This is a genomic window from Rothia nasimurium (genome assembly GCF_042660305.1).
GTDB classification, from domain to species: Bacteria; Actinomycetota; Actinomycetes; order Actinomycetales; family Micrococcaceae; genus Rothia; species Rothia nasimurium.
In genome coordinates this window covers 58,241-75,749 of the sequence record NZ_JBHSTW010000006.1, presented here as the reverse complement: position 1 = coordinate 75,749, position 17,509 = coordinate 58,241, and the positions used below count along the sequence as shown (strand labels likewise).

At 57.9% G+C, this 17,509-nt stretch carries 6 protein-coding genes and 1 pseudogene; 5 read left to right on the top strand and 2 right to left on the bottom strand.

Annotated elements, in window-relative coordinates; genetic code table 11:
- Window positions 1-986: pseudogene (locus ACFP6B_RS02580) on the top strand (hypothetical protein); the annotation flags it as partial.
- Window positions 987-1,043: 57 nt separating this feature from the next.
- Here the strand turns inward: ACFP6B_RS02580 and ACFP6B_RS02575 are convergent.
- Window positions 1,044-2,552, bottom strand: coding sequence for a hypothetical protein (locus ACFP6B_RS02575; protein ID WP_377126425.1), 1,509 nt, complete (start codon window positions 2,550-2,552; stop codon window positions 1,044-1,046).
- 313 nt (window positions 2,553-2,865) lie between these two features.
- On the opposite strand from ACFP6B_RS02575, the gene ACFP6B_RS02570 reads away from it, so the two are divergent.
- Window positions 2,866-9,570 (top strand): DEAD/DEAH box helicase, encoded by a 6,705-nt coding sequence (locus tag ACFP6B_RS02570; RefSeq protein ID WP_377126422.1) that lies wholly within the window; start codon window positions 2,866-2,868, stop codon window positions 9,568-9,570.
- A 25-nt stretch (window positions 9,571-9,595) separates the two neighbouring features.
- Window positions 9,596-11,983, top strand: a complete 2,388-nt coding sequence (locus ACFP6B_RS02565; RefSeq protein WP_377126419.1) for a 3'-5' exonuclease — start codon at window positions 9,596-9,598, stop codon at window positions 11,981-11,983.
- A gap of 129 nt (window positions 11,984-12,112) precedes the next feature.
- Here the strand turns inward: ACFP6B_RS02565 and ACFP6B_RS02560 are convergent, their stop codons facing one another.
- Window positions 12,113-13,024, bottom strand: coding sequence for a LysR family transcriptional regulator (locus ACFP6B_RS02560; RefSeq protein WP_377126416.1), 912 nt, complete (start codon window positions 13,022-13,024; stop codon window positions 12,113-12,115).
- 177 nt (window positions 13,025-13,201) lie between these two features.
- Between ACFP6B_RS02560 and ACFP6B_RS02555 the strand changes: the two genes are divergently transcribed.
- Together ACFP6B_RS02555 and gcvH are read left to right on the top strand one after the other, a co-directional pair.
- On the top strand, window positions 13,202-16,687 hold the full coding sequence (locus tag ACFP6B_RS02555) for a proline dehydrogenase family protein (RefSeq protein WP_377126413.1): 3,486 nt from the start codon (window positions 13,202-13,204) through the stop codon (window positions 16,685-16,687).
- A 240-nt stretch (window positions 16,688-16,927) separates the two neighbouring features.
- Window positions 16,928-17,314 carry a glycine cleavage system protein GcvH gene (gcvH, locus tag ACFP6B_RS02550; protein ID WP_135011394.1) on the top strand — a complete coding sequence of 129 codons (387 nt, stop codon included), beginning with the start codon at window positions 16,928-16,930 and terminating at the stop codon, window positions 17,312-17,314.
- Window positions 17,315-17,509 lie beyond the last annotated feature (195 nt).

Sequence of the window (17,509 nt, the reverse complement as noted above, 5' to 3'; positions counted from 1 at the left end):
GCTCAAAGGTCAATGAGTCCTGGGCAGATGTCATCTTGCAGGGCCCCTTCTTCTCGGTGGCCAATCCTTTTGCCAAGCAGCCCAACGCCTCGATGAAGAATAACTTGGATTACACCGAGATCGATCTAGAAGCTCTCCCCGCAGACTTCATCCCCCGCACCTCCTACCAACCTGTCGGCTCTACCGCCGATAATGGTGATTATGACAAGTCCTACACCCAGTGGACAGACCCAGTTACAGGGGAAAAGTACTCTGCCCGGTCCGTTATGAGACTAGGGTGGAGGCGGATGGCCGCCCTAACGGGGGTACGAACGGTTTATCCGACTGTTATTCCTGCCGGGGCTGCCCACGTACATGCAGTAATCGCAACCGGTGGTATCAAAAATGAATTGCAATCGCTCGGTTATATCGGAGGATATCTTAGTTCTCTCGTGTCGGACTTTTTTGCCAGGGTATCTGGTGTATCCGACCTCTTCGGTAGCGTCATTGATAATTTCCCCTTGAGTGACAACAAGATAATTCGTTACGAAGTTGCACAACGATTTACAGAGCTAACCTGCCTTACAGCTCAAATGAGTGAATTATGGGAAGGTGTTCACAAGAACCCCTGGACAATAAAATCACCAGTACGAAAAGAGCGGGACAGGTTGATCGTTCAATCCGAGATTGATGCGCTAGTTGCAATTTCATTTAGAATAACACCAGATGAGCTAATTACGATATATAACACTCAGTTTAGCGTGTTGCAGCAGTACGACGGTTCAAACTTGTTTGATCACAATGGCCGCAAGCTCCCTAAGGAAATTTCTAAGCTAGTTAAAGATTCAGCAAAAAATGGAACAACACTACCATTAGCCAGTCTGAGATGGACTCACCCTCAGTCTCAGCGAGAGTATGTTTTTGAGGAGCCTTTCACCACCTTTGACCGCGAGCAAGCCCTTCGAGACGCCTATGAAAAATTCAGCTATCTAGCCTCAGAAAACTAGAACTGGCCCGGCCCCGTCGGATGTGGTAGGCGGGGCCAGCCAAGTCATTAAGATTTGCTACTCCTGATGAAGCAGGTAGGAGAATCGTTCGTAGGCAGCCTTCAGCTCTGCCTCCCTGTCGAAGGGAGCAAAGGGCGGTTCAAAAGTGTACTCCACATCTGATTGGGGGTGAGGCCAGGTTAGTTCATCGGGCGATAAAAGGCGGCCTGCTTTTTCTGCCTCGCTAACCCGCTTGGTGATTTCCTTGGGCAACTTACGCCCGTTTGAATCAAATAAATCTTTTTCATCATATTGTTTCAAGACACTAAACTGAGATTTATAAATAATAAGTAACTCTTCTATGGAGATGTTAAGACCTAATGCGCACAGTGCATCAATTTCGCAGAGAATTCTGTTACGCTCAACAGCGTTCCGGGCGGGTGAGTCCATGCTCCACTCTTCACCTGTGACAGCTTTCCAGAATGGTGAATAAGCGCTTGTAAGAGATGTCAACCTTGCAACCCTGATACTCAAGTGATTTTTGATAGCTGGGTTGAATATCATTCCGCTCGGCAAATTTTCAATGAATGAAAAATGGAGGTTAGCCACCCCGGTGGACTTTACCAAAAAGTCCACCGCCAATGAAGACCATAGAGCAGATGTAACTGCTAGCTGCTGAAAATTGGTAAAACCTGCGGAGAAAGAAATTTGAGCCGCACCAGGTGGAATAATTGCTGGATATAAAGTACGCACACCTGTAATTGCGGCCATCTGCCTCCAAGCTAACCTAAAATACCTTCTCGCAGAGGCCTTCTCCCCTGTAACTGGGTCTGTCCACTGGGTGTAGGACTTGTCATAATCACCATTATCGGCGGTAGAGCCGACAGGTTGGTAGGAGGTGCGGGGGATGAAGTCTGCGGGGAGGGCTTCAAGATCGATCGGGGTGTAGTCTTCATTGCTCCGCATCGTCGCGTTAGGCTGCTTGGCAAAAGGATTGGCCACCGAGAAGAAGGGGCCCTGCAAGATGACATCTGCCCAGGACTCATTGACCTTTGAGCCAGGTTGGAAGTACCCCTTCTTCCGGTCAATAGATTCATCCCAGCCACGGGAGTACTGTAGGCCAAGTTCGCGCACACGAGGAGCCAGTGATAACTTTTGAAGAACCCGTTCCGAGGTCTTGTTTACGGTATAGATCATCGAAGCTTGGTCGGCTGGTGTGTCTTCTGTGTTCAGTAGGTCCCTCCACGTGGTCAGGACATCCTGAGTGACCGTGATAATTCGGTTTTTGTGAGGTCGCAAGTCCCAGTAACCGTTCAACTTCAGATAGGGTTCTTCCCCCGATCCGTCATGCAGATACGACCCTGAAACCATGTTGGGGTGGTACAGAGACGAGGCCATATCGAATTGGATGTCTTGCTGGTATCTTCCGTAGACGTGTACCCCGTAAACAACGTGGTCACTGATTTCAAAAAGCATTAACTTGTTGATGAACTGCCAGTGTCGTCTGAGGCGATGGTAAGCACTAGCACGGAGATTTCCGGCTTTCTTTTCCTTGAAGTGGGATTCGGGGTGGATCAGGGATACCACTCCTCTACCGGAGTTGTTTTGCCAGGTTTTGACCATGAAGGCCCGGTAGAGGTCTGGTTGCAGTCCGTTTAGTAGGGGATAGGTTGCCTTGTGGGAGAGGAACTCTGAGGTGGCTGCTATGCCTGTGGCTGAGTCTGTGAAGAAGCGGGTGTGGGTGGGGTCTTGGCGGGCTTGGTTGACATAAGAGCTCTTATCGGCACACCCCAAACCCAGCCCATGGCCGGGCTTCTGGCTAGGGGAGGGGATAAAATAGGTGCTAACCGTCACTTAGGTGGCCGCACTCAGCCCCAGCCCAACCGCACCTTGAGGAACCATGACCGAGAACCCCACCCCCATGCTCGTCCCCAGCCTACAAGCAAGCGACCTGCAACAGGGCCTCACCGACTTCCTCACCACCACCTTCGCCCTCACTGAAACAGACACCCGCCAAGCCCTCGAAGCCTTCCTCAAGGCACCCGAAACCAGCCCAGAAGAAGGTGGCCACATTGGTGACGGCATCTTCAAAGGTCCCTACATCCGCACCCGCCTGCCCTTCTCGCCAGCCCCCCACGGCTGGCACAACAGCCTCCACCACGTCACCCCAGCCTTCCCACCCTACGGCCACCAGGCCCAAGCCTTCATGCGCCTCAGCAGCGCACCAGCGTCCGACACCACCCCAGAAGCAGCCAGCGAACAAGCCACCTGGCGCCGCCCCCAACCCACCCTCGTCACCACCGGCACCGGTTCCGGCAAAACAGAATCCTTCCTCTACCCCATCCTCGACCACGTTATCCGCGCCAACTGGGCAGGAATCACAGGTATGAAAGCCCTGATTCTCTACCCCATGAACGCCCTAGCCAACGACCAAGCCCAACGTCTTGCCGGCCTCATCACCGAAGGCAACCACCCCGTCACCGCTGGCATCTACACCGGCGAAAACACCAACGGCTCCACCGTTGTCACCGCCACCAATCTCATTACAGACCGTAGTACCCTGCGCCAAAGCCCGCCCGACATCCTCCTCACCAACTACAAAATGCTCGATATGCTGCTCCTCCGCGGTGCAGACGCAAAACTCTGGAAAGACTCAGCCCTCAGCCTCCAATACATCGTCCTCGACGAATTCCACACTTACGACGGTGCCCAGGGCACCGACGTTGCCATGCTTCTCCGCCGCCTCGGCCTCACCCTTAAACACCACCTCACCCCGGCCGTCACCGGCCCCCTCACCGAGAATCCCCTCGACAACCCCCACGGCCTCACCACCGACGACCTCGCCCGCCCCCTCGGCCGAGTCACCCCAGTCGCTACCTCAGCAACCCTCGGCAGCGGGGGAGACCCCTCTGCTATGCTCGACTTCGCCTACACCGTCTTTGGCGAACCTTTCACCCCCGACGCCGTTATCACCGAATCTCGAACCACAGCCGACGAATGGCTAGCTAGCATCCCAGAAGACACCAGCGGCCACAACGACATCGCCAAGGACGCCCCCTCCGTTGTCCAAACCGCCAGCGAAGTCTTTGCCACTCACAACGGCCAGCACATCTACAACTTCAACGTCACCCCCACCTACCTCACACCCGACCAGGTCGCCCAAAACCACGGCAAAAACCCAGACGACTACCCCCTCGGAGCTATCAGCCACCCAGGCCTCCGCGCTGCCCTTTACGAAGACCCCCTCACCGACGCCAGCCAGGACCAACCCCACCTCATCTCCGTCCACGCCTTCCTCCGCCACGATTACATCCAGGCCATCATCCGCAACACCCAACAAGCCACCAACATCTTCGAACTCTCCACCGCGATTGTCCCTGGCAACAAACGCCCGGTAGGGGAGCGCGACCCCCAACGCATCCGCGAACTACGCACCAGCATCATCACCACTGCCCTCTCCGGCCTCTCCGTCATCCGCAAACACCTGGGCCGCAACATCCCCTCCGTTGAACTGCACCAATGGGTCCGCGAACTATCCCGTATCAACCGAAAAGTCGACGCCGTCCCAAGCTTCAGCTGGTCAGAAAACACCGGCGGTCCCACCACCCAAGACCTCTACCTCCCCGCCATCTTCTGCCGTAACTGCGGCCGCTCCGGGTGGGGCATCAAAAAAGGCAAACTAGAAAACAACTACGACATCGGCCCCGCCGCCATCCGAGAAGCAGCCGCCCGCCGCACCGGTGACTTCCGCCCCCTCATCTACGCCCCTACAGAAGGTGAAAACTACATCACCCACGAAGGCGACACCCCCCGCGACGAGCTCCGCTGGTTCCACATCGACCACGAAGAGCTCCACAGCAACGGCCGAGACCTCACCCACAACTTCACCTCGGAAGACTGGGAAAGCTCCCGAATTCTGCCCGTCCTCACCTACCCCGGCCTAGAAGCTGTCGAGCAATCTAAGGCCCAAATCTGCCCGGCTTGCAACGCCAACGACTCCATCCGCTTCGTCGGTAGCGCCATCGCCACCATGCTCTCGGTCACGATCTCCACACTATTCGGCTCATCCTCCATCGGGGCAGACGAGAAAAAAGCCCTCGTATTCACCGACTCTGTGCAGGACGCTGCCCACCGCGCCGGATTCGTCCAGGCCCGCTCACACAGCATGACCCTCCGCGCAACTTTCAAACACACCCTCGACAGCCTGGCCACCACATCCACCAACGTCCGCGACCTCGCCGCAGCAACCATCGACCAAGCCACCACCCCCGAAGCAAAATACCAGCTCCTCGACCCCAGCATCGCCAACCGGCAAGCCTTTAAACCCTTCTGGAGCACAACCAAATCCACCACCGGCCGCAACCAGGCAAAGACCTACGCCACCCGCCGCATCACCTTTGACGCCGTCCTAGAATTCGGCCTCAACTCCCGCATGGGCCGGACCCTCGAACTCACCGGATCCGCAGCAGCTGCCGTCGACTACGGAACAGAAACCGAGATCCTAGCTATCATCGACGCCGCCATCCGCCGCTTCATCGACCACAGCGGAATGCTCAGCCCCGAAGACCTCCAAAACATCCCTCCTAAGAAAAAACTCCAGTGGGTCACCGGCATCCTGGAACGCATGAGAATGCAGGGTGGCGTACACCACCCCTGGCTCGACAAATTCATCAAAAATGACGGCGCCACCTGGTTCCTGCAGGGCGGCCGCGCCAAAAAAGAAGGTATGCCAGGCTTCGGCGGAGGCCGCCCCATGCCCGCCTTCCCCCGACTCGGTGAAGAAACTAGCAAACACTCCAAAAACCTGGACAACATCGCCCACGCCCAAAGCTGGTACTCCACCTGGACCAGCCGAGTCCTCGGCACCAGTCCCAGCACATCCCCCTTCCTCGTCACCAACCTCTTCACCGCCCTCGCCGAACAAAACATCATCGGTGTCACCGTACCCCACCACCCGAACAACACGCCCCTCCGCGCCAAAGTCTTCTGGATCGACCCGCGGAACATCACAATCCACCCCACAACGGATACCCAGCTCGACCAAAAGCAACTCCACGTCAGCTGCTCCATCTGTAAGATGACCCTACCTGGCACCCCCACCACCATCACCAACCTGGACGGTGCCCCCTGCTTCGTCAACCGCTGCCAAGGCACCCTGGAAAGACTTGCCCTCAACCCCCGCAACTACTACCGGAAGCTCTACTCCAGCCCCGCCACCCTGCGCGTTATCGCCCGGGAACACACCTCCCTACTCCCCACCGACCTGCGCCTCTCCTACGAAAACGGGTTTAAAGGCCGAAACGGCACCGCAGAGCCCGACGCCCCCAACGTCCTGGTAGCAACCCCAACCCTCGAAATGGGTATCGACATCGGGGACTTATCCACCGTCATGCTCTCTTCCCTCCCCAAAACCGTCGCCAACTACCAGCAGCGAATCGGCCGTGCTGGCCGCCAAACTGGCAACGCTCTCGTCCTCAGCTACATCCGGGGAGCCGGAGAAAACCTCCACAAGTTAGCTAACCCCCTCGAAACCATCAACGGCGACGTCAAACCCCCAGCAACCTTCCTCAACGCAGAAGAAATGCTCCGCCGCCAATACATCGCCTCCATTGTCGATACTTTCACAGCCAGCGGCAAAACCTACCGAATCACAAACTCCAACGACCTCTTCGCCGGGGTAGACCGCGAAGGCAACTTGCTCAACGACCTCATCCAAACAGCTACCGACAACGAAGGCTACCTCGAAGCCTTCACCCGCCAGTTCGGGAATCTCCTCACCGACGACACTGTCGCCTCCCTCCGAACCTGGGCGACAGAACAGATGCCCGACGACATCCTTGAGGCCGCTCGCACCTACACCAAGGACCTCGCCACCATCAAACACCGGGCCACCGCTATCCAGAAACTCATACCCAACCTACGCGAACAGGCAGAGATCTTCCGAAACAGTGACAGCGCTGAAGGCGTCCGCGCAGAAAAAGACCTGCGAAAAGTCCAAGCCAACCTCAGATTCTTCAAGAAACAAATTGAAGAACTCCGGAGCAAATACTGGATTGGCAACCTTGAACTCTACGGAATCCTACCCAACTACACCCTGCTCGACGACAGCGTCGAACTTGCTGTAGGCGTCACCACCTGGGACCCTGAAACCTCCGAACGGGAAACCACCATGGAATCCTACGTCCGGGGTGCCTCCACCGCCCTCTCAGAATTCGCCCCCGGCAACACCTTCTATGCCAACGCCCTCGAAGTAAAAATTGATGCCGTAGACCTCGGCCCAGACCGAAGCAACGTCCAGCTCTGGCAAATCTGCCACCAGTGCGGCTGCACCTCAGTGCTAGTCTCAGAATCCCACCTGCTCAAAACCTGCCCCCAGTGCTCAAGTCCCATCGGGGACCGCAGCAACCTGCACGAAGTCGTCGAACTCCAAAAAGTATCAGCCGACGTAGAACGCGATGAAGCCACGATCGGTGACCGGGCCGACGACCGCCACCGAAAATTCTTCACCATCGTCCCCACCATCACCACCGAAGAAAACCATATTGGCCGCCGGTGGAAACTCTCTGGTGACACCTTTGGCGTCGACCCCCTCAAACGGGTCACCCTCCGCTGGCTCAATCTCGGCCCGGTCAGCAAAAACGCCTCCGAACTGCGAATCTCTGGCTCAACCTACAAGGCACTCAAATTCCGCCTCTGCCCAGAATGCGGCGTCCTCGACAAAGACAGCGGCAGTAACCGGTACGACGAGCACCGCTTCTGGTGCTCCCACCGCAACGATGTCGAAGACAAATCCCAAGCCATTCTGCTGGGGCGGACCCTCGTCACCCAAGGCGTCCAACTCCACCTGCCCAGCAGCATCCAGTTCGAAGGGGAGGAAGCCGTTCCCTCCCTCAAAGCAGCCGTACTCATGGGCATGAGAACAGTGCTCGGTGGCCGCCCAGAACACATCGATATCCTCTCCATTAGCCAGGAAAAAGACGGTCAAAACCTTTTCAGCCTCCTGCTCCACGACAACGTGCCAGGCGGGACCGGCTACCTCACCGAATTCGGAACACCTGAAAAGGTCTGGGAGGTCCTTCGCTCAGCCTATCTTTCGCTTACCCAAAGTAACTGCACCTGCGACACTGCCTGCCACCAATGCCTCCTGCCTTTCGCACCCTCCCGTGACAGCGGCTATCTCTCCAAACAAGCAGCCATCAAAGCTCTCACCCAGATTCTCAACCCGGGTGCAGGTGAACATGAGCTCAATTCAACCAGCCCCTACACCGACCACTGGACGATCGAATACTCGGCCTATACCCCGCAGGCTTCACCCGAATCTGCTCTCGAATCAAAGTTCAGCCATGTCCTCGCCGAACGCCTGCATAACACCAACGCCAAGGTCAAGACACGTCCCAAGCTAGAAGGTAATGAACTAACCTTCACTATCCCTTCGCTAGGGAAACCAACTAACTGGACTCTCAAACCCCAACCTAGCGAATACGGCAACACTGTACCCGACTTCAAACTCACCACTCCTAACCCCCAGATTCAAGATATCCTCATCTACCTGGACTCCCGCCGCTACCACGCCTCAGCATCAGCCATGCGCATCACAGACGACGCAGAAAAACGGCACTCTCTGCGCCAACGGGGAGAAATCGTCTGGGCAATCACCGACGACGACATCAACAGGTTTGCAGGCAAGACCAAAGAAAACCTGCCCTTGCCCACAGGCATTGCGCAACAGAAGATCGACCGCGCCCAGCAACAAGATCGATTGAGTCAAACCAACGCCATGATCAACCTGCTCCGCAAAGACTCCATGAGCATCCTCTGGGAATGGCTCCACAACCCAGACACCGACCTCTGGCGAAGGTTCTCCAATACTGTCCCCTTTTACCTCGACGGGGTAACAAAGCGAACCAACTACACCTCAGACCGCGGCGTCCACGATCTGATCGCCGCCCAAAGCGTAGGCACCGAACTCCAGGACGTTCACAAGGCTTATCTCACCGAAACCGGTCCGGTAAACCGCGCCACCCCACAGTCCATTCCCCGGGTAATGTGGGGCAACAAGGTTGACTACTTCGCCTGCTATGTCGACTTAGCCGGAAAGTATTCAACTACCCGCCCCGCGGTCTATCTCAAACACGATGAAGCACAGGTCGCCACCGACGACTACCAAGAATCCTGGAGGCTCTGGCTCAGATACTCAAACCTCCTCGCCTTCAACCCCGACCTCATCGTGGGCACCAGCCAAACCGCCATCATCGACAACCTAGCACCGGAACCCGATGAACCCACCACAGACACCGGCACCCTGCCCGAAGAATGGCAAGATGCCCTGGCCACCTTCGACGACGAACTCGACCGGAACATGATTGAGAGCTTCACCCGTGAAGTCAAGCCCTCAACACCACTACCCGACTTCGGCCACGAAATCGACGGTTGCCCCGTCACCGCCTACTGGCCGGACAGCGACACGATCCTTCTGCTGTTCGAAACAGAGGACGAACTCGACGACATGCCTGCTAAACCTGCCCGTAACTACATCATCGCCCAGCTCAGTGACCCTGACGCCGTCCGCGCAGCCGTCGCTCAAGCTATCAGTTACCAGAACTAGCCCCGCCACCCGATAGGAAACACCAATGCCCCACATCACAATGGTGAAGGACGCCCGCCGCACCGACCCCACCTTACGCAAGAAAGTCCTCAAATTCCTCGAAATGCTCATGAGCAACGACGCCACCCCCGGCTTGCACATCGAGCCCATGATCAACGCTAAAGACCCCCGTGCCCGAACTGGCCGTGTCGACGACAAATACCGGGCCGTCCTCTACCGCATTGCAGGCGGGGAAGAAGCCCACTACGTCTACGCCGGCACCTACAACCATGACGAAGCGATCAGAATCGCTCGCACCAAAATTCTCTACGTCAACCCCGTCTCCGGCGTACTGGAACTCATCGTCCAGCAGGCAGAAGAAGCCCTCAATAAGGCAGAACAGCCCAACCTAACCAGCAGCTATACCGAACCCCAGCAGCCTGCCCCCTCAGAGGTAGCCACCGCCTTACCCACCCAACAACCAACAGCTACCGAAGCTCCAGTATCGGGAGCAGAAACCACCCAAAACACCACCCTGCCCGAGGCTATTGAAGTAGCTGACACCTTCGTCAACCAGCTCAACCGACTTGGCTACACCCCAGACCAACTTCAAAACCAAATCGGAATCGACCCCCGCTACAGCACCCCCGCCATCGCCGCCACCACCAGCTCAGAATTCAACCGAATCGTAGATGAAGCCCCCGTCTGGCAAGGCTGTGTCCTCCTCGAACTCCAAGCTGGGGAGTCCATCGAAGCAGTCATCGAAACCCTCACCCTCCAAATCCGGGCAGAAGCAGCAACCAACCTCGCCGAAAAGCGACCCTCCACCGACCAGGATGTCATCGAAGCCTTCGATCAGCCCAGCACCGAAGCAGAATTCAAAACCTTTGACGACTTCGCCGAACTCAAGCAAGTCGTTGAAAGCGGCAACTTTGACCTCTGGCGCACCTACCTCCACCCCGAACAGCGCAAATACGTCCGTATAAACGACCCCAAGGACCCCCGCGGTATCAAATCCAAAGGACCATACCGAGTCTCTGGCGGAGCTGGCACCGGCAAAACCGTCGTCGCCTTGCACCGCACCAAATACCTCTACGACCAGAACCCCAACCGCCGCATCGTCCTCACCACCTTCAACAAAACCCTCACCGATGTCCTCCACGACCAACTCAACCTTCTAGACGACCGCATCCGAACCGTCAACGAACTCGGCCAGCCCGGCGTCCACGTCAAAAACACCGACGCCATCGCCGCAGCAATTTGGCGCTCAGCTACCGATCAGGAAAAAAGAGCAGCAGTAGAAAAAGTACTCGGTTCCGGACGGCCCATTCGCCACCACACTAGCACCCACGCCAGTAGCGATTCCGACTGGAAAACCGCCATTGAAGACGCCGAAACCGATCTCCCCGACGAGCTGCTCACCACCAGCTTCCTCGATACCGAATACGTCACCGTAATACTGGGCAACCTCATCACTACCTCCCGCCAGTACACCAAAGTACCCAGACCAGGACGGGGAACAGCCCTCAACCGGGGCCAAAGACTAGCCCTCTGGAAAATCATCGAATTCTACCGCAACAACCGCGACCTCTCCGAAGGCTATACCTTCCCCGAACTGCTCTGTCTCGCCGCCGTCGTCCTCCAACACCGAAGTGAAGACACAGGCACCTACAGTGCAGACCACGTAATCGTCGACGAAGCCCAAGACCTCACCCCGGCCCACTGGCTGCTCCTACGCGCCCTCGTCCCTGACAGTCAAGACGACCTCTTCATCGCAGAAGACTCCCACCAGCGGATCTATGGCCAAAAATTCCCCCTCAGCCGCTTCGGAATCAACATCCGCGGACGAGCCCGTCGACTCCGCCTCAACTACCGCACCACCGCAGAAAACCTGGCCTACGCCATGCGTATGCTCGATCCGGAGAAGTGGGAAGACCTCGAGAGCGGAGAAGAAAGCCACCAGTACGTCTCACCCCGTTCAGGTCCCCAACCGAAGCTCATGCAGTTCTCTACCCGCATCGAAGAATACGACGCGCTCGCAGAGCTGCTGAAGCGCTGGCGCAACCAGGACGGGTCCCTGAGCGATATTGCTATTTTGGTGCGCACCAAGAGTATTAGTAACGACGTTCTCCAGGCCCTGGACGACCGGGGAATCGTTGCGGTGCAAATTGAAGGTTCCCCGCACAACTCAAAGAATGTTCCCCATATCATGACCATGTTCCGAGCAAAGGGTATGGAATATAAACGGGTTGTTCTTTTCGAGGTCAATGATAAATCAGTACCCCTGCCCAATGCGTTACGTCAGGTGCCCTTTGAGGAACTTAAAGACCAGCAGTTGCGCGAACGCTCTCTTCTTTACGTAGCCTCGACCCGGGCCCGTGATGAACTCGTGGTGATGTGGAGCGGCACGAAATCATCTATTCTTCCAGAATAGACATGCACCTAGGCACCCCGTGTTTAGCTGATTTTCCGGGGTGAAAGCACCATAAAGGTCTACCTGTCGAGATCCTGTAAAACATACAGGCTCTCGACAGACCGAAGGGCATTCGAGCTTGGAGGCTATCTAGGGGGCAAGTTGGCGGCCAGCTACCGCCGCTTTTAGCGCCTCCTTGACGACGCGGATTGCGGGCTGGCCTGTGCTTTCGGTGCGGGTAGCCACATAAATCTCGCGGTAGGGGGCACCTGGCAGAGGAATGGCCTTCACCCCGTGTGTCCTTTCCAACTCGCTACCAGCGGCAGGTAGCGCAAATGACGGCATAATAGCCGCCGCACCACCCGCTGCTAGCTGTAGGTGGGTGTTCAAATCATCAATCACGTAGCGCACCTGCGGCTCAAACCCCGTAGCCCGGCACTGGTTAATACCCCAGATACGGGAGGTGTTGTGCTCACCCTCAAAAACCCAGGGAAGACGGGCGGCGTCGTCCAAGTTCTCAACCTCAGAACCTGCGGCAACCACCAGGTTGAGGGCGTCCTCGGTGAGGAGCTCAGAAGTAAGCTCGGGGTACTCGGGAATGTAGTGGTGGGGGTAAGACTCAGCAATCACAAGATCAAACTCCCTGCTGCGGGTCAGGGACAGGCCGGTCTCCGGGTCAATCTGAACCACATGCAGCTGCACCTGCGGGGCATGCTCCGCAAGATGGGCCAGTGCGCCCGGCAGCAGAGCCTTGGCGGCTGACTGGAAGATCGCCAGTCGCACCTGCCCGGCAGGCACCCCCTCCAAGAGGGTGATGCGGGTGCGGGCGGCGTCCAGCTCCTTCAAAATATTGCGGGTGCTTTCCACCAAAATCAGGGCCTCGGTGGTCAGCTCCACCCGGCGGCCCACCTTGCGTAGCAGGGGAGTGCCCACTTCTTTTTCCAGTGTCGTAATTTGCTGGGAAATAGCAGAGGACGTCAGGTGCAGGGCCTTGGCTGTTGCGGCCAGTGTGCCGCGCTCATGGATCTCAAGCAACATGGCCAGACGGCGCAAATCGTACATGGGGCACTCCTTAGGAAGGGGTGAATGGCGTCACGAATACAGATTAGCAGAACTAAACGTACTGCCTAAATAATATTCATTTTTTCTAATAGTGTAACTTACACCTAAAGATGGTGAAATGGATAACAAGCAACAAATTCACCCCGCCCTTGTGCGGGCTAGCAGGAGGTACCACCCTTGGCACAGCCTTTTAGCGATACCCACCATCAGCAGCTAGCTGACCAGGCCGTCCAGCTCGTCGCCGACTGGGTCAAAGCAGCCCAGAACATCCCCGCCGACCCCGCAGCAGAGAAGCTGGCAGGCGTCCTGAAGGACCCCAACGGCCTTGAATTTACCGTTGGCTTCGTCGACGGCGTGGTGCGCCCCGAAGACCAGGCTGTTGCCGGTAAGAACCTGGGACGTATTGCTCCCATCGTCCCCTCCTTCCTACCCTGGTACATGAAGAGCGCAGTAGGCCTAGGTGGCAAGCTGGCCGCGAAAGCCTCCTGGCCCACCGTACCCATCGCCCGAACCGTCCTGCGCCAGATGGTTGGCCACCTGATTGTCGACGCCCGCGACGAAAAGCTGGGCCCTGCCATCAAGCACCTGACCGCAAGCGGCAACAAGCTCAACATCAACCTGCTGGGCGAAGCAGTGCTCGGTGACCGCGAAGCAGAGCGACGCCTGACCGAAACCAAGCGCCTGCTGGCCCGCGATGACGTCGACTATGTTTCCATCAAGGTTTCCTCGGTATCTGGCCCCCACTCCCACTGGGCTTTTGAGGAAGTTGTGGACGAAGCCGTCCGCCGTCTGACCCCCCTCTACGAGCTAGCCGCTAACTCTCCCGCCCAGAAGTTCATCAACCTGGACATGGAAGAGTACAAGGACCTCGATATGACCATCGAGGTCTTCACCAAGATCCTTGACCAGCCCCACCTGAAGAACCTCGAAGCCGGTATCGTGCTCCAGGCCTACCTGCCCGACACCCTGGCTGCGATGCAGCGCCTGCAGGAATGGGCAGCTAAGCGCGTTGAGGCCGGTGGTGCCCGTATTAAGGTCCGTCTGGTTAAGGGTGCCAACCTTTCTATGGAGAAGGTTGAAGCCGCTGTACACGGTTGGCCCCTGACCACCTGCGACTCCAAGCAGGACTCAGATACCAACTACAAGCGCATCCTCAACTACGCCCTGCAGCCCGAGCACACCAAGAACATCCGCCTGGGTGTTGCCGGCCACAACCTCTTCGACGTCGCCTTCGCCCTGCTGCTGGCCGAAGACTGCGGTGTCGAAAAGGACATCGAGTTCGAAATGCTCATCGGTATGGCCTCCCAGCAGGCTGAGGTCATTCGCCAGCGCGTAGGCCACCTGCTGCTCTATACCCCCGTAGTACGCCCCGAAGAGTTCGACGTCGCTATCTCCTACCTGGTTCGCCGCCTGGAGGAAAACGCCTCAAGCGAGAACTTCATGAGCGCCGTCTTTGACCTCGACTCTTCACCCGCCCTCTTTGACCGCGAGAAGAACCGCTTCCTGCGTTCCCTGAATGAGGTCACCGACGAGGTACAGCCCCCGCAGCGTACCCAGAACCGTCTGGAAGAAACCGAAGAGAACGTATTCAAGCCCGCCGACGGCACCTTCGAAAACACCCCCGATACCGACCCCGCCCTGGCAGGTAACCGCGAGTGGGGCCGCGCTATCCTGGAGCGTTCAAAGACCACCCAGATCGGTATCGAAACCCTGGCCGCCAATGAGCTGGGTTCTGCCGAGGACGCCGAAACCCTAGTTGCCGAGACCGTGGCAGCTGGCGAGGCCTGGGGTGCCCGCCCCGCCTCAGAGCGTGCCGAGATTCTGCGTAAGGTAGCTGTAGCCCTGGCAGTACGCCGCGGCGACTTCATGGAAATCATGGCCCACGAGGCTGGCAAGACCCTGGACCAGGGCGACGTTGAAGTCTCAGAAGCCGTTGACTTCGCCTACTACTACGCCATGCTGGCAGAGCGCCTCGACTCGGTAGACGGCGCCCAGCATCACCCGGTCAAGCTAACCCTGGTCATCCCGCCGTGGAACTTCCCCACCGCGATCCCCGTCGGTGGTGTTATCTCAGCCCTGGCAGCGGGTGCAGCGGTTATCTTCAAGCCCGCCTCCAACACCGCCCGCATTGGTGCCCTCATTGCTGAGGTGCTGTGGGAAGCTGGTGTACCCCGCGAGGCCCTGCGCCTGGTCAAGGTCACCGACCGCGACGCCGGTTCAAAGATGATTGCCCACCCCGCCGTTGACCGCCTGATTCTGACCGGTGGCTACGAGACCGCCGAGATGTTCCGATCCTGGCGTAAGGACCTGCCCCTCTTCGGCGAGACCTCCGGCAAGAACTCCATCATTGTCACCCCCAATGCCGACCTCGACCTGGCGGTCAAGGACGTCGTCTACTCAGCCTTCGGCCACGCAGGCCAGAAGTGCTCGGCTGCATCCACCGTGATTCTGGTTGGTTCGGTAGGGGAGTCCAAGCGCTTCTACAACCAGCTGGTTGACGCCGTGAAGTCCCTGCACGTTGCCCACCCCCAGGATATCGAGTCAGAAATGGGTCCCGTCATCGAGAAGCCCGAGGGCAAGCTCAAGCGAGGTTTGACCACCCTGGGTGAGGGTGAAACCTGGATTATCAAGCCCGAACAGCTCGATGAGACCGGCCGCCTCTGGTCACCCGGTGTGCGCGCAGGCGTCAAGCCCGGCAGTGAATACCACCTGACCGAGTACTTCGGCCCCATCCTGGGCGTCATGAAGGCAGCAACCCTGGAAGAGGCTATCGAGCTGCAGAACGCCACCGACTACGGTCTGACCGCAGGTCTGCACTCCCTGGATTCCGGTGAACTGGAACTCTGGCTCTCCAAGGTTCAGGCAGGTAACCTCTACGTCAACCGCGGTATCACCGGCGCAATCGTGCAGCGTCAGCCCTTCGGTGGCTGGAAGAAGTCCACCGTAGGTTCTGGCACCAAGGCCGGCGGCCCCAACTACCTGGTTGCCCTCTCCGACTGGGAAACCGCAGAATCCACCGCCACCACCGCCCCCTCACACGCGGGCGTCCGCTCCATCCTGGCTGCCCTGCGCGAACCTACCGCTACCAACGATGGCTCCCTCGATATGCTGGTTCGTGCGGCTAGCTCCGATGCCGAGGCCTGGGCCACCGAGTTCGGTGTGGGCCACGACCCCAGCCAGCTGGGCGTTGAGCGCAACATCCTGCGCTACCTGCCCACCACCGTCCAGGTGCGTCTGGATGAGGACGGCGACCGCGACCGCGCCCTGCGCGTCCTGCTGGCAGGTGTAGCAGCCGGTGCCACCATCGAGTTCTCCACCGGCCAGAGTATCCCGGTGGCTGTTGCCGGCGCCCTGCGCGGTGCGGGCGTCACCCTGGTTGAGCAGAGCGACGCCGCCTACCGTGCTTCGCTGGCCAAGATTGCAAAGACCCCCTCAAAGCAGCTTGAGGGAACCGCCTTCGAAGGTGCCCGCATCCGTTACATCGGTAGCGACGCCACCAGCATCTACGAGGCACTCGACGGCCGCCCCGACATCGCGGTCTACTTCCAGCCTGTTACCGAAGCCGGCCGCATCGAGATGCTGCCCTTCGTCCGCGAGCAGGCAGTCTCCATCACCGCCCACCGCTTCGGCAACCCCTACAAGTTCTCTGAGGGTGTTATCTAAGAGGTCTAGGTAAGGACGCCCCACCCCGCTTCCCCTGCGCAGGGGAAGCGGGGTGGGGCGTCCTTTTATTTAAGAGAAAACCGGGCCGTTTCGGTGGCGCCCGCCACCAGCACCTGTACCCTGTGTCATATAATCGTTAGGTGAGAGCTCCTTCTCCCTCGTCGGAGCTCACCTCGTCGAGTTTCACGCACCTCGATCGGCACTCCCACAAAAGTCCCACAAAAGAAAAGGACACCTCCGATGAGCAACGTTCCTGCAGAACTCAAGTACACCAAAGAGCACGAGTGGGTCAGCGAACTCACCGCTGATGGCACCGTCCGCATCGGTGTTACCGACCACGCACAGAGCGAACTGGGCGACGTCGTCTACGTCGACCTGCCCGAGGTAGGCGAAACCATCGACGCAGAAGCAACCTTTGGCGAAATCGAATCCACCAAGAGCGTCTCAGACCTCTTTGCCCCCATCGCCGGTGAAGTTGTTGCCGTCAACGAAGACCTGGCAGATGCCCCCGAAACCGTGAACTCAGACCCCTACGGCGCGGGCTGGCTCATCGAGGTTCGCCCCAACGACGCCGCAGACATTGAAGGCCTGCTTTCAGCTGCCGACTACGAGGCAGAAATTGCCTAAAACCCGGCAGTAGCACCATGCTATGAGCCCGTGCAAGGGCCGTCTTTTCCGCAGGGAAAGGCGGCCCTTTTGCTCTGGGTAAAAAACAGGAAAATTTGGTGGGAGAACACGGTGCGAACCGGGCAGAATAGAAGCGAAATGGCTAAGATTAAACGAACGGTTCACTGTTTACCATTTCGTGACCTTGGACCGTCT